This is a genomic window from Nostoc sp. MG11, assembly GCF_014904695.1.
In the GTDB taxonomy this organism is placed as follows: domain Bacteria; phylum Cyanobacteriota; class Cyanobacteriia; order Cyanobacteriales; family Nostocaceae; genus Komarekiella.
This window is the reverse complement of sequence record NZ_JACXXN010000008.1, coordinates 104,757-128,749: the sequence shown is the minus strand read 5'-3', so window position 1 is coordinate 128,749 and position 23,993 is coordinate 104,757. Positions and strand designations below refer to the sequence as shown.

24 protein-coding genes are annotated in these 23,993 nt (G+C 39.2%); 4 read left to right on the top strand and 20 right to left on the bottom strand.

Annotated elements, in window-relative coordinates:
* Positions 1-5: 5 nt before the first annotated feature.
* The 18 genes from HCR01_RS14475 to HCR01_RS14390 form a co-directional block, all read right to left on the bottom strand.
* Positions 6-608, bottom strand: a complete 603-nt coding sequence (locus tag HCR01_RS14475; protein ID WP_193196860.1) for a tRNA-(ms[2]io[6]A)-hydroxylase — start codon at positions 606-608, stop codon at positions 6-8.
* An 872-nt stretch (positions 609-1,480) separates the two neighbouring features.
* Positions 1,481-2,275, bottom strand: a complete 795-nt coding sequence (gene modA, locus HCR01_RS14470) for a molybdate ABC transporter substrate-binding protein (protein WP_193196859.1) — start codon at positions 2,273-2,275, stop codon at positions 1,481-1,483.
* 177 nt (positions 2,276-2,452) lie between these two features.
* A complete protein-coding gene (locus HCR01_RS14465; RefSeq protein WP_193196858.1) occupies positions 2,453-3,346 on the bottom strand; it encodes an ABC transporter ATP-binding protein in 894 nt (297 codons plus the stop codon).
* Between the two features lie 218 nt (positions 3,347-3,564).
* A complete protein-coding gene (locus HCR01_RS14460) occupies positions 3,565-4,200 on the bottom strand; it encodes a hypothetical protein (protein ID WP_193196857.1) in 636 nt (211 codons plus the stop codon).
* Positions 4,201-4,202: 2 nt separating this feature from the next.
* Entirely contained in the window at positions 4,203-5,267 is a 1,065-nt protein-coding gene (locus HCR01_RS14455) for an RAMP superfamily CRISPR-associated protein (RefSeq protein ID WP_193196856.1), read from the bottom strand.
* 2 nt (positions 5,268-5,269) lie between these two features.
* Complete coding sequence (locus HCR01_RS14450) at positions 5,270-5,713, bottom strand: hypothetical protein (protein ID WP_193196855.1); 444 nt, start codon at positions 5,711-5,713, stop codon at positions 5,270-5,272.
* Positions 5,710-6,678, bottom strand: a complete 969-nt coding sequence (locus HCR01_RS14445; protein WP_193196854.1) for an RAMP superfamily CRISPR-associated protein — start codon at positions 6,676-6,678, stop codon at positions 5,710-5,712. The genes HCR01_RS14450 and HCR01_RS14445 overlap by 4 nt, the downstream gene beginning before the upstream one ends.
* 29 nt (positions 6,679-6,707) lie before the next feature.
* The gene (locus HCR01_RS14440; protein ID WP_193196853.1) at positions 6,708-7,328 is read right to left on the bottom strand and encodes a hypothetical protein; all 621 of its coding nucleotides are present in this window, start codon (positions 7,326-7,328) and stop codon (positions 6,708-6,710) included.
* Positions 7,329-7,338: 10 nt separating this feature from the next.
* The gene (gene csx7 / locus HCR01_RS14435) at positions 7,339-8,220 is read right to left on the bottom strand and encodes a CRISPR-associated RAMP protein Csx7 (RefSeq protein WP_193196852.1); all 882 of its coding nucleotides are present in this window, start codon (positions 8,218-8,220) and stop codon (positions 7,339-7,341) included.
* Between the two features lie 115 nt (positions 8,221-8,335).
* Positions 8,336-8,746 carry a hypothetical protein gene (locus HCR01_RS14430; protein WP_193196851.1) on the bottom strand — a complete coding sequence of 137 codons (411 nt, stop codon included), beginning with the start codon at positions 8,744-8,746 and terminating at the stop codon, positions 8,336-8,338.
* Entirely contained in the window at positions 8,743-9,966 is a 1,224-nt protein-coding gene (gene csx10 / locus HCR01_RS14425; protein WP_193196850.1) for a CRISPR-associated RAMP protein Csx10, read from the bottom strand. Before csx10 ends, HCR01_RS14430 begins: the two co-directional genes overlap by 4 nt.
* The gene (locus HCR01_RS14420; protein ID WP_193196849.1) at positions 9,963-10,673 is read right to left on the bottom strand and encodes an RAMP superfamily CRISPR-associated protein; all 711 of its coding nucleotides are present in this window, start codon (positions 10,671-10,673) and stop codon (positions 9,963-9,965) included. The genes csx10 and HCR01_RS14420 overlap by 4 nt, the downstream gene beginning before the upstream one ends.
* On the bottom strand, positions 10,670-13,069 hold the full coding sequence (cas10, locus tag HCR01_RS14415; RefSeq protein ID WP_193196848.1) for a type III-B CRISPR-associated protein Cas10/Cmr2: 2,400 nt from the start codon (positions 13,067-13,069) through the stop codon (positions 10,670-10,672). The genes HCR01_RS14420 and cas10 overlap by 4 nt, the downstream gene beginning before the upstream one ends.
* A gap of 12 nt (positions 13,070-13,081) precedes the next feature.
* A complete protein-coding gene (locus HCR01_RS14410; RefSeq protein WP_193196847.1) occupies positions 13,082-13,255 on the bottom strand; it encodes a hypothetical protein in 174 nt (57 codons plus the stop codon).
* Positions 13,256-13,475: 220 nt separating this feature from the next.
* Positions 13,476-13,781, bottom strand: a complete 306-nt coding sequence (locus HCR01_RS14405) for a CRISPR-associated protein Csx3 (protein WP_193196846.1) — start codon at positions 13,779-13,781, stop codon at positions 13,476-13,478.
* 64 nt (positions 13,782-13,845) lie between these two features.
* Complete coding sequence (locus tag HCR01_RS14400) at positions 13,846-14,619, bottom strand: ABC transporter permease (protein WP_193196845.1); 774 nt, start codon at positions 14,617-14,619, stop codon at positions 13,846-13,848.
* An 82-nt stretch (positions 14,620-14,701) separates the two neighbouring features.
* Positions 14,702-16,216 carry a BamA/TamA family outer membrane protein gene (locus HCR01_RS14395; RefSeq protein ID WP_193196844.1) on the bottom strand — a complete coding sequence of 505 codons (1,515 nt, stop codon included), beginning with the start codon at positions 16,214-16,216 and terminating at the stop codon, positions 14,702-14,704.
* A gap of 127 nt (positions 16,217-16,343) precedes the next feature.
* Positions 16,344-16,946: a TetR/AcrR family transcriptional regulator gene (locus HCR01_RS14390; RefSeq protein ID WP_193196843.1), complete on the bottom strand. Its 603-nt coding sequence runs from the start codon at positions 16,944-16,946 to the stop codon at positions 16,344-16,346.
* A 267-nt stretch (positions 16,947-17,213) separates the two neighbouring features.
* Between HCR01_RS14390 and HCR01_RS14385 the strand changes: the two genes are divergently transcribed.
* On the top strand, positions 17,214-19,151 hold the full coding sequence (locus HCR01_RS14385) for an FAD-dependent oxidoreductase (protein WP_193196842.1): 1,938 nt from the start codon (positions 17,214-17,216) through the stop codon (positions 19,149-19,151).
* A gap of 320 nt (positions 19,152-19,471) precedes the next feature.
* Here the strand turns inward: HCR01_RS14385 and HCR01_RS14380 are convergent, their stop codons facing one another.
* Positions 19,472-19,792 (bottom strand): DMT family transporter, encoded by a 321-nt coding sequence (locus tag HCR01_RS14380; RefSeq protein WP_193196841.1) that lies wholly within the window; start codon positions 19,790-19,792, stop codon positions 19,472-19,474.
* Between the two features lie 612 nt (positions 19,793-20,404).
* Between HCR01_RS14380 and HCR01_RS14375 the strand changes: the two genes are divergently transcribed.
* The 3 genes from HCR01_RS14375 (at position 20,405) to HCR01_RS14365 (ending at position 22,915) form a co-directional block, all read left to right on the top strand.
* A complete protein-coding gene (locus HCR01_RS14375) occupies positions 20,405-21,442 on the top strand; it encodes a CobW family GTP-binding protein (RefSeq protein ID WP_193196840.1) in 1,038 nt (345 codons plus the stop codon).
* A gap of 106 nt (positions 21,443-21,548) precedes the next feature.
* Positions 21,549-22,199, top strand: coding sequence for a GTP cyclohydrolase I FolE (folE, locus tag HCR01_RS14370; RefSeq protein ID WP_193196839.1), 651 nt, complete (start codon positions 21,549-21,551; stop codon positions 22,197-22,199).
* Positions 22,200-22,564: 365 nt separating this feature from the next.
* Positions 22,565-22,915 (top strand): hypothetical protein, encoded by a 351-nt coding sequence (locus HCR01_RS14365; RefSeq protein WP_193196838.1) that lies wholly within the window; start codon positions 22,565-22,567, stop codon positions 22,913-22,915.
* A gap of 107 nt (positions 22,916-23,022) precedes the next feature.
* On the opposite strand, the gene HCR01_RS14360 is transcribed toward HCR01_RS14365, so the two are convergent.
* Positions 23,023-23,571 carry a pentapeptide repeat-containing protein gene (locus HCR01_RS14360; RefSeq protein WP_193196837.1) on the bottom strand — a complete coding sequence of 183 codons (549 nt, stop codon included), beginning with the start codon at positions 23,569-23,571 and terminating at the stop codon, positions 23,023-23,025.
* Positions 23,572-23,993 lie beyond the last annotated feature (422 nt).

The window sequence follows — 23,993 nt, the reverse complement described above, 5'->3', positions numbered from 1 at the left end:
GTCTACTAACTATGAATTCTAGGTTCTGGGTGCAAAGTTGCTAGCAACTCACTTTCGATAATTGCCAATTCATCAAGCCGTTGCATGACAATCTCACGGTTAAAGTAAGTAGCAGCTAAAACCCAGTATATACCGTAGTGTCGCGCCTCAGATGCCATTAAGCCACGATAAAATTTTGCTAATTCTGGCTCAGGACAGTGATTAGCTAGTAATCCCAAGCGTTCGTGGCTGCGAGCTTCTATTAAGCCAGTTATTAGTAAGGAATCCAAAAATCTATCGGGTTCTTTGGGACGCACAGTAGCTCTTAAACCCGCACCGTAGGGAGGTGGTTGTAGAGGAGCCAGGGGAATATTCCGACGTTCTAGCCATTGATTGACTAGCTCAAAGTGTTCTAGTTCTTCGCGAGCGATCGCTGTTAACTCCCGTACCATTTTAGTATTGGAAGGGTAACGAAACATGAAGTTTAAAGCTACGCCAGCTGCCTTGCGTTCACAGTGGGAGTGGTCGAGTAGGATGATATCTAAGTTTGCGATCGCTTGTTCGATCCAAGCAGGACTGGTAGCTTGTTTCAGGGCGTTGATAGTCGGTGACACAGAAGTAGTAAGCACAGAGTAGCAAAACTCCAAGATTTTAATTTAGCTGAGTACCCCAGCAAATTGATTTTAATAGTGGATGGAGCGATCGGACATTTTAAGTCTAGTTTTTGTAGTCTACTCAACTGAAAAATACTGTAATATCTATTTATATTATTTAATAACGGTAAGTTACTGCTTACATGTCTACGCACAACCCCATTGATCAAGGATGTGTACTAGCTAAGAATCATCCGAGACAGGTTGAAATGTAGAGGCTCCAAAGCTATCAACTCAAGCCCCAGTAGTACCAACGTTATTGAATAAATGATAATTAAATAAGCAGGGCGTAGGAAGTCACCTATGCTGTTTTACAAGCATTGCGTTTGATGGACGTCAATCGCACTTGCTCACGGGTAATTCCCTATCGCTCTGGTGCTTTTTTGGCGGTAAATTGCCAAAAGTGTAAAAGTAAAGGGCTTTGCTAGCATATAACAGTTAATTTGGATTTATTGTATAACTGCACACATTTTTTCGCTAGATTTTTGTGCTTTTTTCCAAAAATATACTGATTTTTATTCCTACTTCAAGAGATGCAATATTTTCAGAATCAATCAGGTGATGAAAATTAGTATATTAAGTAAGGTTACGCCTTCTTGAATCAATTCGCTGTCAGAGATCAGGAACGACTATTTATTCTCGTATTTTCCTTTTAAGAAAATATTTTCTTATCAATTAATTGGCTGGCTTGCAGTTAATATTCAGTAGCCAACAGTCCGATTTACCAGATTCAGTAAAATTCTGTATTGGATTTAATAAGGGTAATTATTAAGTTAATTTAAGCAGATTATACACCTGATATTTCCCCCTGCGGGGGAAATATCTCAAACAAAGCTTATTACTGATTATTAACTCACAATAAATCCGTATTTTTTGAGTACAACCTTAGCTTGACTGTTAGATAAAAACTGAACAAACTCCTTGGCAGCATCAACATTTTTACTGCTTTTGAGCACTGCCATTGGATAGACAATTGGGGAGTGAAATTTGTCGTCAGCAGCGACTACGACTTTTATTTTGTTAGAAATTTTAGCATCAGTAACGTAAACTAGACCCGCTTGGGCATTACCACTTTCTACTGCTGCCAAGGCTTGACGCACATTGTTAACAAAGACAAATTTGGACTTGACTTTATCAAAAATACCCAACTTCTTTAACACCTGCTCTGCATATTGCCCAGCGGGCACACTTCTAGGTTCTCCGATCGCAATTTTGTTAATTTTGGTATCTGTCAGATTGTAAAAGCTAGTAATGCCAACAACATCTTTCGGTACAATCAATACCAGACGGTTATTTGCGAGGTTGGCACGAGTACCCGGAACCAGTAGTCCTTTTTGCTCTAAAGCATCCACTTGCTTTTTGCCAGCAGAGATAAAGATATCTGCTGGCGCACCCTGTTCAATCTGTTGCTGCAAGGCTCCAGAAGCGCCAAAATTGTAACTAATATTGACATTTGCTTTACCTTGTTGGTAAATAGGCTTAATTTCTTCCAGAGCATCTTTCATGCTGGCGGCAGCAGACACGAGTAAGCTGGTATTTGACTGTGCTAACAAAGGCGAAGGAGTAACCAATGGTAAGCCAATTGCTAACAGCAAGCTAGCAACTGTTACAGCAACAAAGGCAAAAATTTGTCTTCTATTCATAGAAAAACCGCGCTGAAAGAGATTTTTTTCATAAAATTGACCCTTGGTAGAATCCTACCAAATAATACCAAAAAAGTACCAACTAAATCGGTATAATTCTACTCGGCGGCAATTCTCCACCCGTTGTAGGCGAAGCCTATAACGAGCCATCCCTTGTAGCAAGAAGTTGGAATTGTTCTAATCTTGTTGTGTTACTTCCACATAAATATGCTCTAATCGCACAGGCTGACGTGCAATTGAATCAATTGCTATCCCATCAAACCGGGAAATAATTTCTTTTAATTCCAGAGATTCTGATAACCAAAAAGCTAACTCATTACCATAACGTCGCGGTGTGAAACCATACTCTTTGGCGCGGGCGATCGCTTCTTCTTCCTGTGCAGTTTGCACCACTACAATTTCTGCTGCCGGAATCAAGGTGCGTAACTGGGCTAAACTACCTTCAGCCACAATTCGACCACTTTTCAAAATACCGATTCTGTCACATAAACGCTCCGTTTCATCCAATAAATGAGTCGTCAGCAAAATCGTAATTCCCTGATTTTTTAGTTGCCGAATCAACTCCCAAATTTCGTATCGCGCCTCAATATCTAACCCAGTAGTTGGTTCATCAAGAATCACTAACTTCGGCTGATGTACCAAAGCTACTGCAATATTCAATCGCCGCTGCATTCCACCGCTGAGAGTTTCTACCGGACTTTTTGCTCTATCTAATAAGTTGACAGCCGCTAGAGTTTCTTTTATCTGTTTCTGGCGTGTTTCCCGGTCTAAACCGTAAATATTAGCAAAGAATTTGAGATTTTCCTCGCAAGTTAGAGTTTTATATAGTAAGTTTTCTTGAGGTGCAATGCCAATTATTTTTTTTGTTGCTTCGGAAATAGGCTGATTATTGATTGTAATATTACCACTGTCAGCCTTGAGCAAATTACAAATAATATTAATTGTCGTTGTTTTTCCGGCTCCATTTGCACCAATTAAGCCGTAAATCTCTCCTAAATTAATATGCAAAGACAAATTTTGCAGAACTTTTCTGAGCTTATAAGATTTATTTAAGTTTTGGATTTTTAACATAGTTGCAATTAACCTAATATTTAAATTAATTAGGATTAAAATTAATACATATTATCCTGCTTGAGCATCTGACGGGCTAACTTTACATAAGTTTTCACGGTGGTGTAAGTAGGTATGAAAGAGATTAACTGGGCACAGTAAGAGGCAAATGATGATCTTTGCGATGAAAGCTGGTAAGGGAAACAAAACTGAAATTGGCATTGGTTGTTCTAGAGGTTTCAGTCAGTACTTTTAACCTTTTTAAGAGTTTTATCTTCTTTAAGGTCTATAATTTCAACCTTAACTATTTGTCCCTTAATGAAAAACTGTGCTTTTTTTGGCTCTCTTTCGGTCAGTTTTTGGAGAGTTTTTAGAATTTCATAAGTCACTTTATTCCCTTTAATAGCAGTAATTTTAGCTTCCAGGATTTGACCAATAACAAAGTTATGAGTGGTAATAGCCTTTGTAATCTCTACTTGTCGAACTGACTTCACAGACGGAAATTGAATTTCTCCAATTGGGCCTGCGTCTTTGTAGTAACGCATCAAGCGAGATACCCAGCCTAATATTTGCAATATCGTATAAGCATCTTGAATACCTTTAAGATAATCACTACAAGCTTTATCAATGCTGCGGTAATAATCTGTGGTTCTACCACTGTGACCAATTTGCCTACCACTATTCACTAGAGCTTTTAGATATTTGAAAAACTTAGAGGTAGCATCTGGTTGATGAATGGATGCACGGAGATAAGCGACTGCTTTTTCTAACTCGTTGACATCTGTATTTTCTTTGACCAAAATTTGGGCGATCGCATGAGCAATTTTCCATTGTGCATCTGTCAAAGATTCCGAAGAAATTTCAACCATAGTCATGATTAGTACATTCCAGATGGAGGTTCGCGATCGCTTGGGTAGCGCAGCACAGCCGTAAGTTCGTCTAGTTGGGGTTGCTGAATCAGGCGCGAGTAAGCTGCTTTGATTTGTGTTTGCATAAACTGTTGCAAAGCATCCCCAATTAATTCATCAGATTCATTGAGTTGATAGGCAGAATATCGTTCTTGCAGACTTTGCGATCGGGCAATTTTGTCTATAGTTACTGTCATCGTTCCCATCCCAACCGGCTTACCGCCACCTACTTTTAAAGCAATGGGACACTTAGAATCTTGTCCTAAGACAATCAACAAAGTTCCTAACTCTTCTGGTAGCAAATTCTTGAAATTTAATTTAGTTTTGAAGATGTATTCTCTTCCCGCTTGCTGCACAGGAATACCAGAGTTTTGGCCTTTATCAATTGCTCTGATAGTGTGGTAGTAAAATTTACGTCCTGCAACTATACCTTGAATAAAATATGCACTACTTTCATCTGGACGGGGACGATACAACGAAGGCATAAATCCTGTGGAAAAGCCCATACTTTCACATTTAGCATCGTTGAAATCTAGCAATCCCTGCCAATCTAATGCACCGAATACGCGACTCGCTGGACAAAGTTGTTCTTTGTTGCGACAAGGTAGCCGCTCAGTAGGAATTTGATTTCTATACTTATTAGTAATTACTGCTAAACTGCTGTTAGTAATAGCTTCATATACAGACCTGATGCAGCCTTTGAGGGAACTACCTTGAATTGAGAGCTTTTGGTCAACACCCTGTACCATTATTTTGATTAGGGGAATGCGGTTGTTGCCAATATCGCTACCCATGACAACTACTCCAGTGGAGACGTGGAGGGATGTCTGCACTTTTAGGGTAAGATACAAAGCGCCATGCAGGCGATCGCTAAAATATTTGTGATGTCCAGGAGGACGCTGTAAGTTAGGGCGTTCTTTGGGAAAAGAGACGAATTCGTAAGGTTTCGGTGCAAGTTCAGGCAATGAATCTCCACCGCTAGAACGGTTAGGTCTACTAGGTGGCTGAGGTCTTTGAGGACGATTACCAGTCATATTTATTTTTCAATTGTGAGAGCAACAAAGTGTACCGTTGCCGTTTTTTTATCGATAAAATACCGCTGGGCAATATCCAATTTTTTAGAGGGAAAACCTTTAGGAAAACGGGTTTCAGTAGAAGAATATAAATGAGCATCTCGGTCTTGAGTCTGCCAATCTTCACCTACCTTTGTGAAATCAGAATCTTCACCGACTATACTCAAAAGCAGCACTTCATAACTATCCTTGCGTTTTTGCTTCCACCTAAGTTCACACTTTTGATTAAACATCTGACCCTCAATCATGGGAAAGTTATTTTCTGTGGGTTTTAGTTCCCAATCGTTACTAACTTTATGAGTCCAGCGTAAGAAGTAATAGCTAGGTTCAGGGGCCAATTTTGCAATTAAATCTAGCAATCTAGGTACTGATAAAAGTTCTGTGCTAACACCAACAAAAGGATTCATCTTGACACCACAAGTAGACCACTCCAAGACCTAACACCTCGCTCAAACAAATCATTAACTGTACCTTCTCGCCAAGTGAGTTGCACTCCAAAACCCAAATCCATTTCTTGTGCAGCAACAGGGGTATCTTGGCTATCTGGTTTGGGGAAACTATATAATTTTGCTTCTTCTGGTTCTAAAAATTCTCCAGCACCTAAGAGAAAAGTATGATTCCATTGCTTTTGACTACCAAAGGCGTGAATTTGTTTATCTATCAATTCACAACCTGGATATTGCACGATGGCTGAGTTTAATTTCACCTGCACAGTACCTAATCCGCGAGATTTGGCAAAACCTAAACCAAACCAGCCATCATCTAAATCTCGCAACACTAAACCAATTAAACCTAATTGTGCCAATGTGAAGTTTTTCAAATGAATTTTAGTGTGGAATTCACCAGCAGTACAAACTTGATAATTGAATGGGCCAACTGCTACAGAACCAAACACTCTATCAATTGCCACACCATTACGTTCTTCAATTTTGAGAGGCTGAGATTTATCAGGATATGCATCTTCAATTCTGACTCGGCTAGCAATGGAAGTATTGCCAAACATTTGGTCTGTAAAACTAGAGAGTTTATATAAATTTGCTCCAATACTAGGATTATTTGAATTTTGTTTCTTCAAATTTTCTAGATAGCTATCATTCTTTAAAGGGTTATTAGCCCAAAGCTCCTGAGTATTTTCTGAAGGACGTTCTTCACTACCCACCGTTCTCACAATCCGTTCTGCATGGGCGCGGATTGCTCCCTTTAAACTGCTTCCTGGTAAATATATAGAACGTCCGCCAGCATGATAAGTTTCTACAAATTCCATATCAGGCTTAGTTGGATCGGCTCCTTCTTTACCTGATTTAATTAGAATTGGCCCATCGGGAATGATGGTTAAATTAATGGTGCAGTGATTAACAAATTTTTTATGCATGACTGGATTTATTTGGGCAAATATACATATTAAGCTACTATTAAAGTATTTAGCTGTATTTCACACTGTTGGAAGATAAAATTAACAGCAGCAAATAGCTTATCTAGTTCGTAAATGGTGCAAGGAGTGACATTTCTAGTAAATATTTCTCCTTCTAATTTGCCAAATTGCCATGTTGCACCATTAGAAACAATGCCAAAAATAACGATTTTATATTCACCGTTTAGTCTTTGAGAAGCAATCATTTCGGCTAAACATTGCGCCCAAGCTGTTTCAAAGTTATCTTGTTTTGCTTCAATTAAGATAAAGTATGGCTTGTCAAAGACAACTTTACCTAATGGCGAACGTTTAGCTAAAATATATTCAGGAAAACCAGATAGTTTTTCATCATAATTTAAGGATTGGTGACTCCATAAAATAAAATAAGCACGGTAGGTTTTCCAAACTTCTTTGAGTACGGGATAAATCAGATTTTCACAAATAGCAAACTCCGAGTTATCAACGACAGCATCCCGCATCATCAGTTCTAAATCTTCGCGGAAGTAATCAGGAATATTGAACTTAACTTCACCGATGAAATTTGATTCTGTATAGGTGACTTGAAATGCTTTGAGAACTTCACCAATGGTTTTGAAACTACTGAAAGCCATGTTGACCTCTTCAAGAATTTTGTGTTGCTTTGGTGGTGGAACTCGTAGGTATATTATCTCTTAAATGATTGATCAGCGAGTTCGTCCAATCTTGCTTCAAACTTAACTGTTTAACATCTTGATAGCTAGGGAGTTTATCACCTGGATTGCTATTTACCAATTCTTGTAGGTAAGTTAGTAATTTGTTTGGGTCGTTGTTGACATCCAGCCAATACATTTTCTCAATTTCTAGTTTAACGACACCCAAGCCACGCGATCGCCCCCCACCCAGAGGTATTTGTTCGGTTTCAAACTGGTGTAACCCAATCATCAACAGTCCCAATTCCCAAGGTTCTGCATTTTCCACTACAGCCTTAAAGTCAAATTGTGTACTAGCCGGAACTACTTGAAAATCGTATAGTTTATTATCTGCTGCTGTTTCGGTATCTCGGTCGATGGCTACACCGTCTCTTTCTTGGTATTGTCCAAACCAAGTATCAGATACTACAGTTAAATCCCTGACTTGGAATTTGCTAGCAATCCAGGGTGAACCGAAGAGAAAAGAAACTAGATCAGTCTGCTTAATAATTTCTCTTGTCAAAGCTTCGTCATTATCATAATTTTCTTTTAACAGCTTCATTTCCTGGGATGTGATTGACCATTCATTTTCAATTGCTGGATTTGCAACCAGTTTGCGATTATTTCCCACAATACCTCTGAGGAAACTTTCTAGGCGCGATCGCAATGCTCCTTTGAAGCTCGAACCTGGTATTAATGGATTACCCAAAGCATCCTTAATTACAGGTAAATCTGATCCTATCGGTTCACTAGAGCGTCCTGCACTGATGCGTAATGCTGTAATTGTGGTGAGTTTACCTGTGATTTCTAGGCGATTTTTGAAAATGTCAAACATAACTTAGTTAATTATTTTTCAGAAAATTTAGTGCAAATAAGTGTGTTTCTCATAATTTTATACCTGAAAAGTAATCAAATATTTTTGCTCTTGCCCTAAAAGTATTATTTGGAAATTATGCTGCACCATCGCGCTTATACTTCAAATGACGTGCGCCATAACCTAAATAACGACGAATCAGTTCTAGCCAAATAGGTTTAAAGTCTGTTTGACAACACTCGGCAATCATTTGAGCATTTTTCTTGATACTGCCATCAATATCTTCAATAATTTTCTCAGCTAGAGATTCTTTACCTCTTCCCCACTTTTTATCTCGTCCGACTTGATAACGGATAAAATTTTTAATCACTTCTGCACTTTCAGTAGTATCAGATACACGCACTAAGTTACGAAATTGAGATTCTTCTAAATCCCCATATTTTGTTTTATCTAAAGCATCCTGAATCCAGGTGACTATATCATCTTCAACCTGATCAATACCCTTTTTAACTTGGAGTTGTTTTTGTGGATCTAATTGTTCAGTCATTTAGCATTTTCCCGAAATACACCATGAAACTCATTACAAACCTCTACTTGTCCAAAGCCTTCATAAGTGCGATCGCCTACTCCTTTGACTTCTAAATCTTCCAAGGTTTTTATCCATAAATCTTCGTCAAATGTACTGAATAAATATACAGACCCTTTATTGGTAACTAACTCTACATCTTTCATTAATCCCCAAGCAGAATTCCAGCCAGAACGATAGTCATAGCTGCTATATGCGGCATGAAGTTCTAGGGAAGAATCAGTAACGCCTGTTAATTCTTGAAGCATTTCTGGTGAAATTACAGTAGTGCGTCGCCAGTTTTCAGAAAGAATAGTATCGGCTTGTAAATCAAGGGTGAAATATACCCGATTTTTTGGCAAATCTTTGATGGAATTACCAAAGATATTCTTCCATTCATGCCAGCGTTTATGCAATTTCTCATTGAACTGTTTTATTTGATTAGTGACTCTTGGTTTGATTTCTACAGGTAGCTTTGCTTTAATCTTGACTCTTCCTAATCCGCGTGATGTTGCACCACCTAAACGTAAGTCTTCCTGATGATTATCAATAAAATTTTGTAGAGATTCTGCCAAATCATCAGGTACAAAGATTCCCCCTGTATATATGACGGGTTTTTCTTTGTGATCTTGGGATTCATTTAAGACTTCAAGGCTGTAAAGAACCCGTTCTTCTGAAGTTGCTCTGCGTCGATTGATGCCTACTCGCGTTAACAGACGAGTAGTTGTAGAATTGCTGTAATATTTGCCCTGAATTTGGTAAAAGCCAGTGAAAGCATCCACTCTACCTCCGTCAGCGGGGCAATTGGGATCATAAAGATGTCCATAGCCTTCAGCACAGAAACGATCAATCAAAGTATCAAAAACGCCATTATGCTTAGGGTCAGTCGGTTTGGACTTAAAACCTGGTTTGTTTTTGGAACTTAAAGCAGTAGCGGGTAAAACTCTTACTTCTGACTGAACTTTAATATTTGCAGGATAGGCGTTTTGGAAGATGGCCGGATTTTCACCTAAAAATAGCTCGTGAAAATTGTCACCATCACTGATAGATGTATTAGCCCATTTTAAAATTACAGCAGCGATCGCACCTCGAATTACAGAACCGGGAATGTAGCTTTCGGCTTCACTCACAGAACCACCTGGCTTTTGTCGCCCAATTGCTAAAGGAGACAGCACTTTAATTTCCAAATTAATCCGTTTCATTGCTTACCTCCTTTTGCCAGAAAATCCCATGCTGCTTGTTCTAACGGAAAGTTTGGTAATTCCCAATGCAGCCAGCCCAAACCCGCTGATTTACTACCACCCAAAGCATGAATGTGTCGTAGTCCAGCTAAAATTAATGCCTCTGCATAGATGGGCGCACCAGATAGGTGAATATGTCCTGTAAACTTGATTTTGGCGTTTGCTGGGGAGGTTTCTAGAAAGTAAAGTTTTTGTTCCTCAGCGGTGTGGCGGCGGCGATTAATTGTGACACCGGGACGCAGTACCTCTGGTAAGTTATCTGGGTCTTCTGTGCAGATTATGTCATCAAATATTACACGGGATGGCAAAACTGGATTCCCGAAAATTTGACAAATTAGGCAATGGTGCTGCCCTTCGTAACCTAATACTTGATATTCTTTCCGCTCAAAATTTTCTGTTAATCCAGCCCTTTGGGGACACATGGTTTGTGGGTTGGGAGAAGCACAGACCGACCAATGCAACCCTCTAGCAATTTTTTCACATTCGTGGCGCAGGCGACCTTTGAGTTGAGAAGCAGGAATGAGCAAGTTTCCTTCGGAGTTACGGACAATTGGTTTATCTGCAAGTGAACCAGAAGAACCGCCTGCACCAACGCACAAAGCGGTGTCAATTACAGCTGTAATTGGATATGAGGTGACAGGGTTTGATAATTGTTGAAGATAGATCATAATTCAGCCTCGGTAGTTGCCATTTGTGTTTCAATTGCATCACTATCATCATCTGGTGAAGCAATGAAATCATACAGGTCTACAACGTCTCGCCAAATAGTCTCAAAAAGTGGATAGTCTGATTTATCATGCTCAAGCGCCCCATCGTCATATATCCACGGTGCTAAATTACCCTTATTATTTGAATCTTTAGGTTGACACCAAGCCTCTTCAAACTGTTCTTGCAAATCTTGTTTTTTTTGCTTGAGCCGCACTCGAAAATAACGATAATTAAGAATAGCAGTCTGCTTACCTCTTTCTAATAAATTCCGAATTTGGTAAAGTTGAGATTTAGGAAATTTGGCATTTTGCAAAGCTTCTACTACTCCGATTAAACCTCCTAATTCGTGTAAGGTATAGGGAGCAGCATAAAGCTTTAACTTTGGTTTAAGATTTTTTATTAATGCCTGTTGACGGAATTCTTTAATATCCGATGAAATCATGGTGACGGATTTCATAGTTAAAAAATCCACCGTCCCGCCGCAGTATCCAGCTTTCTTCAACTTTTTGGCACGCTCTTTAGCTGATTTTAGCAACTGTTCAGTTAAGTCTTTGGCATAGTAAATGGGGGTATTATATGCCGTAATTAGCACACCAATTGAGGTACTGAGTTGACATTGGGAAGGTGCAGCCTCAGTAGGTTTATAGCGATGGCATTTTTTTAAATCTATCGGCTTATTTTCCTGCTTAATTTTATAGCAACCGGTGATATTTTCACTCTCTGCGCTTTCTGCCAATGACACTTGTTTGAGGAGAATTTCTTCAAACCGCTCTCCGATAGTTTTAGCGATCGCCAGTGCTTTGTTAGCTGGTACAATCAAAATAATGTCATCACCACCAATGGTAATAATCTCAAAGGGATGAACTAAATCACCATTCTCTAAAAAACTTTCTTCATCATTCAAATTTTGCAATTTGTGAGGATGTAGATTCTCTGCTAATGCATAATAAACTGCATACTCCGTCGCTAATTCTACATCTCGACTAAACTCCTGATACTTTTGTGGAGTCCTAATTTTTTGGATATAACCACCCATATTGTTGCCATCGGCGTAGATATAAGCAATAAAACCTTTACTAGCATTAGCAATATGGCTGAGGTTTTGAGCGATTTCAATGTCATCAGCTTTCAAAGTAGCGTAATATTTTTGTTGTAAACTAGGGTTTTTTCCGAGAAAGTGATTGTATCTATCTACCCAGCTTTCAATTATGCCTCGTTCCCATTCTAATTGAGATTCTTTATACCATTCGGGAATTTGAGGCGAACCTTTTTTGGCTCTGTTACCAACCAGATGTTTGCGAGCTAAAGCTTCCGAAAAATGAGATTCTCTAGGTAGTTTTGGTGGCTGGACAATCATCACTGCCGACCTGCGATCGCTTCCATCACGTATTAAGTAAGGATGGGTTTCAAACATGGGAGGATAGCGACGGCTGGCGCGAGTAGAAAAGTCATGACCACTGCGACGTTGATTAAATAAAATTGCTAATTTTGTTGTCAGTTCATTAAAACTCTTTCGGTCTGCAAAAGCATCTTCAATAGATACAGCTAAATTAGTACATCTTTCTGTTTGAGACTTTTCTAAATTCTTATCTAGATTGCCAAAATAAGCCTGCACCAACGGTTTTTTATATTCTTGACGATACCAATCTAGCCATAATGTGTTTTCAATAGGCTCTCGTAGCAAGCCAAAGCGAATTTCTAGAAGTCTGAATGTGTCGCCTACTGCACAGGAATTAGCTGTTAAAGTTTCTTCGGTATAGCGTTTTTCAATCGCATTCGCTAAATCATCAACAAATGCCGCTGGGCAAAATGCCAGGATATTACCACCTGTCGAGTAAATGATTAGTTCTGGAATTAGAGCTTCCGAGAGTTGGTCTTGGCCGCAAATAGTTTTGTTCAGCCATTTCCTAACTTCATTACACTGAATTGTATACTGAATTAACTTAGGATTTTTATTAAAAAAGGCAGGTAAATCAATCAGATTTATGCGATCTAATAAGGCAGATGCACCACGAATATTTTGAATTTTTGACGATTCAAATACATACTGTTTAATCTTAGTTGCTCCGCCATAAACTAAACCAATGCGAGTAGTCTGATGCCATAATTCAGAATACCTACTTCTTAATTCATCTAAAGTTGCTGGAAAGTAATCTTTATCAATGCCTTGAAGTTGGCGAACTTGCTCAACTAACTTTTGAACTTCTTCTGGTACTTCTTTTCCCTCATTTAAAGCCTGTTGCATAAGCCGCATTACTTCCGGCTTATGCTTAGGTTTTCGCTCATCTCCCCAAGCCAGACACCAAGCGATCGCAATCATAACAGAACTTGGATTTTCAATATTACTTGTTTTCATTTGTAGATACTCCTACTCACTACTCAACTCCATCAACGCTTGCACCATCTCACGCCCTAAAACATCCTCCCCTCTGTGCAAACGATAAACACTACCCGTGAGGATGGGTGACTCTGATTCAATTTGCTCTGCAACACCGCGATAATCGCTGTAGATACACGCAATGATTTGTAAATTGAGTTCCAAACAAAACTCCTGTCAAGGAATAATCTGCGTAATATCCCTAAATAAAATTACCGCATGAGTAGTATAAGATGCAATTAATTTATTTTTTTTCATCAGCTTTGCCACCTAAATCAATCATATTGGGAGGCAATCACGTATTTTGCATTTGTATTACTTTTTGTTGAGCAAATTTTCAAGTAAATTTATTTGATTGATGAGTGTTGCATATTAAGACCTTAATTTAATCAATTAAGTCACCCAGGCTGTATGTTGGATTATGGGTAATACAGACAACGTACTTACCTAGCTTGGGGTCAAAAAATGCGATTGCACCGTAAAGATGTCCTACTTTATGTGCCAAAACAAAGGCTATAGGCACAGACACCGGGCCATTAATTTTGAGCAATGCACCCCCTGCTAGTTCCCCTGTTTTGCTCATTTCATCTAGACGCGCCGCAGCATCTTTGACAATTTGGTCGTTTTGTGCAGGTTCGGCAAATCCAACTTTTAACATCTCGTCTTCAAAGGCAATTTTGTAAGTAGTCATTTTTGGAATACCTCCACGAATCCTTAAATCCTTTGCGGTTCGTAAAATAAGTTTTTTATCCTATCTACAGTCGCCTTTCAACTATCAACATCCGCCGATAAGATAACCATCCACCTAAAACCATCACCGCAGCAAATACTAGTAAAAATATAAAGTGTGATGTAATTTTATCAATCTCATCACCTCTAGCTGAAACACCTACCAAAGCCTCATTCATGTGATAAATAGGGTCATATTTGGCAATATTAATTAGTGTTTTGGGAAACAATGAACTCGGTAAAAATGCCCCACCTAATATTAATAAAGGCACTCCAAAAGTTGCTACCAATGCATTGACATCTTCGATACGACGCGCCAATTGTGTACCCAAAATAAAGCCTAAGCCAACGTAAGCAACGATACTTAATAAAATAATTACGAGTCCCAATAAAATCGAACCCTTGAAGGTAGCACCCCAAAAGGCGGCGATAGTATAAACCAAGATTGTTTGCCCAATTCCAATGCAGGTATGAGCTAGAAAAATTCCTAAAAAATAAGATGTACCACTCAAAGGAGAAATAAATAGGCGTTTGAGGGTTTGCTGTTCTCTTTCTGCAACCACGGTTGTGACGCTTCCGCCTAAACAGCTAAAAAATAGTGCAGCACCTACCAAAGTTGAGGGTGCAGCATATTCAAAAGCCACAGCTAGTGATAGTTTTGCCCGTTCTGCTAAAATAAATCCGCTGAGGATTAACAATGAAACGGGAAAAATACTCCAGAAAATTAGGCTGCGTCTGCGGCGCAATAGTTCAATTAAGATGCGCTGAGTTACAGCTATAGTTTCACGCCAGTATTTCATTTTGGAAGGGGTTGGAAGAGAATATTTAAACGCAGAGGTACGCTGAGGTTAGCGCGGAGGGGCGCGGAGTAAAAACTAATTATTAAAATCGCTGACCTGTGGTGACTTCAAATCTAACTTCTCCTTGGTCGCTAATTCCTAAGTCGCCTCGAATTAGTCCAAAGGGTGACTTGACTCGCAATCCTAAGCCGTAACCAAAGCCACTCCCTGGTTTACCTCGTAGTACGCCGGGTTCTCCTAGCACTGTTTTACCAGACCCAAAATCTGAGCCAAAGTCAGTAAATACAACGCCTCCGATTGACTGAATAATTGGGAAACGATACTCCACAGAAGCCAAGCCATAAGTTCGACCACTGGCAACTTTACCATAACCGTAACCCCGTACAGAATCTAGTCCGCCGATATCAAAGGCGTTGGCTGGTGGAAAATCTCCGATGATTGTGCCAATTTGTAGATTAATCGCCAACATTTCTGGATTGTCAGTTGACTGATTGTTACCTATCCAACTGACTGGTAAGTATTGGATATAGTCTCCCCGTAGTCGGTTGCTGAAAATATTGCCCAGTCCAATGGGAATCGCTTGTTCAGTGCTGAGGGTGAGGATTGATCCTTGAGTTGGATTTTCACGGCGATCGCGTTGATCTCTGGATACAGCGAATGATACTGTAAACAGATCATCAATACCAGTACCGCTTAAAGAAAGGGGACTCCCTAATCTATCAACTCGTGTCACATTGTAATCGCGATCGCGCAGGCTAATTCTGGTGTAGTTAAGAGCTACAGATGTATCCCAATCATCGAAAGATTTTAAAAGTGCTACAGAACCGCCAAATCGTCCCTCGCGCACTTTGTCACCGTTAGATAGCCTGATATCTTCGTTGAAGGTTGAAGATAAATCTCTAGTGCGAAAACCTCTGATGCTATAGCCTAAGCGGTTTGGTTCTCCAGGACGATAAGGGCTAGTGAACTGACCATAAAACTGGACATCTTTACTACTTATCTGAAGAGTTGTATCTAGTTCATCATTAAGACCGCTGATGTTTGCATCTTCATAACCTACCTGACCGAAAAATCCAATATCATCGCTTTCGCCGCCTCCGAATTTTAGAGCAGGATAACGACGCTCTTTGATGTTATAGATAATGTTAACGCCTGAGCTATCTTCTTGTTGAAAAACATCGACTTGAGCAAATGACTCTAATCTCCTGAGTCTTTGTAAGTCTGCTTGAAGTACATCCTCGCGGAATACCTGACCAGGTTTGAGCCTCAAGAGACCAATGATAAAATCTCTTTGGGTACGCCCCTGAATAGGTTGACCCTTGTCATCAACCAACTGGCCTTTGTCATTAACAAAACGTATCTGGATATCTTTGACAACTTTCTGAGAAAACTCAATATTTTGAGCAGTTTCCGCTTTTGGGTTTTTTACTGAAGTTGAGCCTACATAATCACCGTATTTAGCATATCCCCGTTGAGGTTCCGTGAGAATGCCACCAACCCCATCCTGAGTAGAAGATTGGGAGTCTGCAAGCGCCTCTGGATTTTCCCCACCCACCAACATCGCCACTATCAAAACTGCAACTACTTGAATACGCATATCGGTAATCCGTTAGTGTTACCAAGTTTACGCTATAGATATATGTAAGCACCAACTTATACTAATTCGTAATTCGTAATTAAGAAAGCTTTTCAGGGACATCATTCTATCTCCTGTCTCCTCTTAATTATTGCGGTTTCAACCCATCCAACAAAACGCTAATCATTTCATTTACCATTACTTCTTTGGGTGCAGCACCGGCAAAGGTTGTGGCATAAGGTATACTTTCCATCACAGATAAAAAAAATCCAGCTAGCAGATTGGGACGAATATCTCGAATCTCGCCTCGTTCTTGCGCTTGGATAAATATCTGTCGAAGTGGCTCAAACATAGATTGGTAGGAACAAGCCGAAAGCTTTTTGATATTCTCCTCAGCCAACAAGGGCATATCTGTGTGTACCATGCTCAAAAAATGGACGGGAGGTTGAGAGAGAAACCACCCTGCTGCTGCGTGAAGTTGCGATCGCAAGTCATGACTATTTTCGCTTATTGCTTGTTGTAATCCAATGCGGTGACGCTCAAACATCCGCTCGGTGACAGCGACAAAAAGTTGCTCTTTGCTGGCAAAGTGATAGTACAATGATGCCTGACGAATTCCTACCCCACAAGCTATATCCCTCATTGTCACTGCATTGTAGCCTCGTGTGCGGAAAAGTCGTTCAGCCTCATCAAGAACGCGATTGTGTCCACTAGAGGACTCTTGTTTAGGAGAGGAGCGATCGCCTGACATCCTCAAACCTACCTAACGCTTAGTAGTCAATTATTAGATATTATATTACACTGTCAAATTGTTAACCTATTTACAGCTTTATGTTCTGTCGATTAAAAATGTAAGCTACTAAAGTTGATAGTGGAGTATTCTCAAAAGTTACAATGCTTTCTCTCATTTGGTCAAAATGAATCAGTTTAGGATTAAGACATAAGTTAGAAAAAAACCTGCAAATAATCTGCTAACTAATAGCCATTAATTCATCGTGAATAGTTAATTTTATCACCAATGAGCCAACTATTTAATTCACTGGAATCATCTATCTCTCGTCGGACATTACTCAAATTATTCGGCATTGGTGCGATTGCCGGATTAACAGGATACTCCCGGTTTACTAAGCCTAAGCCAACAGTTTTTCAAAAAGATATCCTCAACTTACCACGGATGTTAAATCAAGATAAAAGTGTTGTAGTAATTGGGGGTGGTTTAGCAGGTTTAGCTTGTGCTTATGAATTGAGTCAACGGGGATTTGTTGTAACACTTCTAGAAAAATCTCCTCAACTCGGCGGGAAAATTGCAAGTTGGCAAATAGAAGCAGCTGGTGAAACCTTCAAGATGGAACATGGCTTTCATGGCTTTTTTCCGCAATACTATAATCTGAATAGTATAGTGAGCGAGTTGGAGATTGTTGATAATTTTCAATCATTAAACTTTTATTCTGTTGTTTACCGCGATTCCAAATATAAACCAGAGGTATTTCGCCCCAGTAGTTCTGCATTTCCTTGGAATATTATAGATTTAGCGATCGCTTCTCCTAACCGCTTCCGATGGGGGATTAATCTGACCAAATTCAAACATTTACAAGTCTTTCAAGCAATTACTGGTTTCCAGAGAGAAAAGAACTATCAACGGTTCGATAACATATCTGTTGCTGATTGGGTAAAAACAGAATTTCCTCAAGGTTTATACGACTTGTATTTTCTACCTTTTGCTAAATCTAGCTTGAATTCACCAGATGTGATGAGTGTCGGAGAACTCATGCAGTTCTTCCATTTTTATTTTTTTGGTAATCCTGAAGGGCTAGCTTTTAATGGCACTGTAGACGATATGGGAACAAGTTTAGTACAACCCATCGCTCAGGCAATTCAGCATCATGGTGGCAAAATTATCACAGATGCAACTGTAAGCGAAATTCCTACTGTACAAGGCAAGATTGATGCAATCAAATATTACCTTGATAGTAATCAAAATAATGTACCTTTTTGGGTAAAACGCAATTCAGTTGTTGCTGACAAACAGATAGAATATTTTGGCGCAGCTGATGAAGTATTTGCTATGAAATCTGGAAGTAAAGAAGCGATTTCTCTTACCTGTACTCATCAAGGTTGTACTGTGCAAATAGCAGCAGATGGCAAGTTTCATTGCCCTTGTCATGGAGCAGTTTTTACTACTGATGGTAAAGTTGTAAAAGGCCCTGCACAACGAGATTTAGCTAAGTTTAAAGTAGTACAACAGCAGGATGATAACTTGCAACTAGTAGCAACGAATCCTAAATCGTCATCACCAGAGACAATTCAAGCAGATTATTATGTCTTAGCTACCGATGTCCCTGGAGTGCAACAATTATGGAAGCGTGTGAGTGGAGATATAGATCAAAAAGTGCGATCGCAAGTAGAAAATTTGAGTATTGCTGATCCGTTTGCTGTTTGTCGTTTCTGGTTTGACCGCGATTTTGAGTGGGAACAGAGTAATTTTACTTCTTTATCTGGTTATCAACTCACAGACAGTATCACCCTTTATCACCGCATTCAAGAACAATTCATCGATTGGGCAAAACGTACTGGCGGTAGCGTGGTTGAGTTACACGCTTACTGTTACAAAGCAAAAGAATTCCCCACCCAAGAAGCTTTGTTAACGAAATTTGAGCAGGAACTCTATGAAATTGTTCCAGAGTTACAGCAAGCAAATGTACTACATCGGGAATTGGTGAATCAAAATAACTTTTCGGGTTATCCGCCAAATAGTTATGCAGAACGTCCAGAAACTAGTACTAGTGTTTCTAACTTATTGTTTGCAGGAGATTGGGTGAAAATGCCTTTCCCTTGCGGCTTGATGGAACGGGCTGTTAGCAGTGGCTTATTAGCAGCCAATGAAATTTTATCCCGTGAAGGTTTGCAGAGGCGATCGCTTTTATCAGTGAATCCAGAGGGGTTGCTACAAATTTAGAGGGGGAAAATAAAAGGATTTCTCCCCAGTCCCCAATCCCTTAACCCCTACCAGTATTTTTCCTCGTTCAGTGTATAAAGAAACTAGCCAAATTGGCTACATGTCTTTGACTGTCTCTGTTAAAGTATTAAAAGTCAATTACTTGTGGGCTATATATACCGAGGTTTACTATATTTTCAAAAGCATTTAGCAAAGTCTGCTCATTTTGCTAGGCTAACGGAACAACGTAAAGTGCTGGTGTATTTATTACAGCAGCAATAAGTAGAATGATCAGTTTTGGTTTATTTACCTCGCCTATGTTGAAGAAGGCGAGGTATTTTCTATTTGCCTGAATTTATGCCAATTACACCCATAATTATTAAGGCGATTGATACAAGTTTTATGAGTGTGGCAGATTCACGGAACCAAACAATACCAATGGTAGCAACTAGAATAGTTCCCAATCCAGCCCAGACAGAATAAGCTACGCTTACTTCTAGTCTTTTGAGGGAAAACGTCAAAAAAGTAAAACAAAGTCCATAAAAGACAAATATTAATACTGAAGGGACTGTTCTAGTAAATCCTTGCGATAATTTCATGCAAGTTGTGCCTGAAACTTCAAAGATGATTGCTGCAATTAAGTAAACCCAACTTATTGACATATATATTATGAACGGTTGCTTATGAGTCTTTTATTATCTCTATCAAAATAAAAAAAAGCAATGAGTTTAACTATTACCATTACTTGCGTAAATCACTCAATATTTTGCTCATAATACTAAATTTGGATACTTTATATTGTTTCACAAAAAACGGCGCTAAATCACGCTCGTCAAATGATAAAAGTCCCTCATCTTTTATTTGAGCGTTTGAGAGACATTGCTGTTTACGCTGCTTGATTCCATCAAAAATGGATAAAGTCGAGCTTACCATCTGTAGAAATACTTAAATAACGTTCGTATCTCAAGAATGTGCAGTTTTCTGCTTGTCCTTTGCATAGATGATGTTGCACAGAGTTTTTTGCGTTATCATGATAACGATTCTCATTATTTGCAAGCTATGGTCAGTTCTCTAACCCAGTCCCAGTAAACATTGACTTGTACAAATTCGCCACACCTGCGTTCACATCTTGGCGATCGCTGTGCAAAAGTCCTTTGCGGGAACTCAACCTAATAGCGATCGCAACGACCAATTAGAGCAGTTTTTGGCTCATTGAAGAGATTTTTCTTTTCTGACAAGTTTTTATCTTTAATAATTCCACAAGAGGATAGCACATGAACACTTTCAAAGAATCAGCTACTAATACTATTCTTGATATTCCTAAAAAGGGAATGCCTGTTACCATCATCACTGGCTTTTTAGGTAGTGGTAAAACCACTCTGCTCAATCAAATTCTTAAGAATAAACAAGATTTCAAAGTGGCAGTGCTAGTTAATGAGTTTGGCGATATCAACATTGATAGCCAATTACTAGTTTCTGTAGACCAAGATATGGTAGAACTCAGCAATGGCTGTATTTGTTGTACGATAAACGATGGTTTAGTTGATGCTGTTTATCGCGTTTTAGAAAGAGAAGACCGCATTGACTATTTAGTTATTGAAACTACAGGTGTTGCTGACCCTTTGCCAATTATCTTAACGTTCTTAGGCACAGAATTGAGAGATTTTACTAACCTCGATTCTATCCTTACCTTAGTAGATGCTGAGGTTTTTAATGCAGAACATTTCCAGAGCGAAGCAGCTTTAAAGCAGATAACTTATGCAGATATTATTCTCCTAAATAAAGTTGACCTTGTTAGTTCAGACAAACTCAAAGAATTAGAAACTTACATCTACGAAATAAAGGGGGGAGCAAAAATTCTACATACCCAATATGGACAGGTTTTGTTACCATTAATTTTGGATGTGGAGTTAACTCCTACAGATGAATATACTTCTCTTGCTCAAGAAGATAACCACGAGCATCACCATGATCATGAACATGAGCATCATCACCATCACGATCATGAACATCACTCACATCATTTAGATAATGATGGATTTGTTTCGGTTTCTTTTCAAAGCGATCGCCCTTTTGATATCCACAAGTTTGAGGAATTTCTGACTGGACAAATGCCACAAGGTGTGTTCCGCGCTAAAGGTATTCTTTGGTTTAGTGATAGCGACTTACGTCATATCTTTCAACTCAGTGGGCCTCGTTACAACTTACACGCTGATGACTGGCATTCTTTACCTAAAAATCAGCTAGTTTTCATTGGACGGAACTTGGAGACGAGTGAAATTCACTATCAGCTTCATAAATGTTTGGTATGATTAAGAAGTGTAAAGATATGTTACACTCGGTCACTAGTTAGCGGTCAATCGCAACCGATATCTGACTACAGACTAATTTGTCAAACATTTCTACAAGACTCAAAAAATGACTCTATCGATTCGTCCCGATCTAACTTCTGCTGATCAAATACTGTCATCTTTAGCAACTCAGCAGCAGCAAACTGTAACAGAAGCAGAAATGATGCAAGCTGTGCGTACTCTATTGATTGGATTAGGAGAAGATCCAGACCGCGAAGGACTAAAGGATACTCCCAAAAGGGTGATGAAAGCATTGCAGTTTCTCACCAAGGGATATCATGAATCTTTGAATGAATTGCTAAATGAAGCAGTATTCACAGAAGATGCCAATGAAATGGTGTTGGTTCGGGACATCGATATTTTTAGTTCCTGCGAGCATCATATTCTACCGATAATTGGTCGCGCTCATGTTGCCTACATTCCCAATGGCAAAGTGATCGGATTATCTAAAATTGCCCGCATTTGCGAAATGTATGCACGACGTTTACAAGTGCAAGAACGTCTGACGGTGCAAATTGCTGATGCATTGCAAGGATTACTCAAACCTCAAGGAGTAGCAGTTGTAGTAGAAGCAACCCACATGTGTATGGTGATGCGTGGTGTTCAAAAACCCGGTTCTTGGACTGTAACTAGTGCGATGCGCGGTGTTTTTGCAGAAGATGGCAAGACTCGCGAGGAATTTATGAATTTGGTAAGGCACAATTCTAATTTTCGTTAAATAGCCTCGGTTGAGTTAAATGCATATTTAGCGAGTGCTGTAGGTGTAGAGATGGGATTCCTGTCTCTACATGATTTTAAATATTTGTATGTAGCGATAAATCGCTCACTACGAACAAAAAAAGTTATTTTTTTAATTCTGTTCCTTTAAAAGCAATTCCACCTTCATCTGAAGCAACAAGAGGTGCATCAAACTAAATATTTTGTTGAAAGCGATCGCATTCACAATAAACTGCAAATACCCGGTATCTCGTTAGTTGACCAACTCGATGCTACAACTCGTTAGTATTCCTGATGGACATCTACTTGAATTGTAAGTTTTAATCAGATATTCTGAGCAATCAAGATTATTTTCTAAGGAAACCAATGAACAAATTTATACTGAGTTTGCTTTCGTCTCCAGTGCTAATTAGCTCCATTCTTTCTATGGGAGTAATGCTTAATCAAGCACAAGCTACAGAGCCAGAAGCCAAAACTACAGACCGCCTATCTTGCGTACGCAATTACCATAAAGTTGGTTTTGTATGTGCCAGGGCTTCCGTATTGGCTGAAATCCCTAACTATCAGCCTGAAGTAGAGTTTTCTCAAAATGATGTTCCCATGCTAGAGTTTAACGTTGAAGAGAGCGAGATGGCGGTCGTTTTATTTAACTGCGACTGTCCTGCTTGTATAAATTCTTTACGTCAGATGCGTGGCGCAACACCCTTGGTTTATTAGTATTGCACTAGCGACCACAAAGCAACATTACAAACATTCGTGAGGGCACAACATCTGTTGTGCCCTTAACGCGTGTCTATTCAAACGAAAACCACTATCTAGGAAGATTAGCAACCGCCAGCCCAAGTTACCCATTTATGAGATAAACCTATATGCAAAACTTCCCCAATCGTCTCTTGTTCAGTGATGATTGCCCCTGTTAAATCTGCACCATAAAGGTCTGCTTCATTAATATTGCTGCCAATTAAATTTGCCTTTTTGAGATTGGCATGACTTAAATCCGCTCCACTCATTTCCACTTCACTAAGGTTTGCACCAAACAAGTTTGCCAAAGCTAAATTTGCACTCCGCAAATCTGCGCGACTCAGGTTAGTTTCTTGCAGATTTCCCCTAATTAAGTCTGCGCCAATCAAGTTTACTTCACTCAAGTTTGCACCACTTAAGTTGGCTCCGCTAAGTTCGGCATCAGTCAGATTTGCCCGACTAAAGTTACATCTACTCAAGTTGGCTTGAGAGAGGTCAGCACCACTCAAGTCTGCTTCAGTCAAATTTGCACCACTCAAGTCAGTTTCAGTTAAGTTTACTTGATGCAAATTTGCTTTATTGAAATTCCGTTCTCCTGCTGCATATAGATTCAGGAGCCTATTAGCGTCCATATTGTCACCTCGTAATGTCTATAGGTAAATAAGTCTAGTGAATTAACACTACCCACACACCAAAGACGATTTGTTGAGTTGCCAGCAATCGGAATTTGAGCTAAAACTTGTAATCTTATTTTGCTATATGTTTTGACTATTTGGAAATTTGCTTAATGGAAATATACTTGATACGCTGCTAATAAGTAATTGGTATCTTTTTTGTATTTCTGCTTGAATGAGAATAATTACTTAATTACTACCAGCATATTAATTTAAAAAATGATTTAGTAAATCAATTAATAGTATTAAGATAAGATTTAGATAAAAATCCTCAAGCAGCTGTTTAAATTGCTAATGCGTTACATATTTACTGTTTTGAGTCAGTTAAATTAATCAGTAGAAATTGAGATTCAGCTAATATTTTAATGAGAATAAACTGA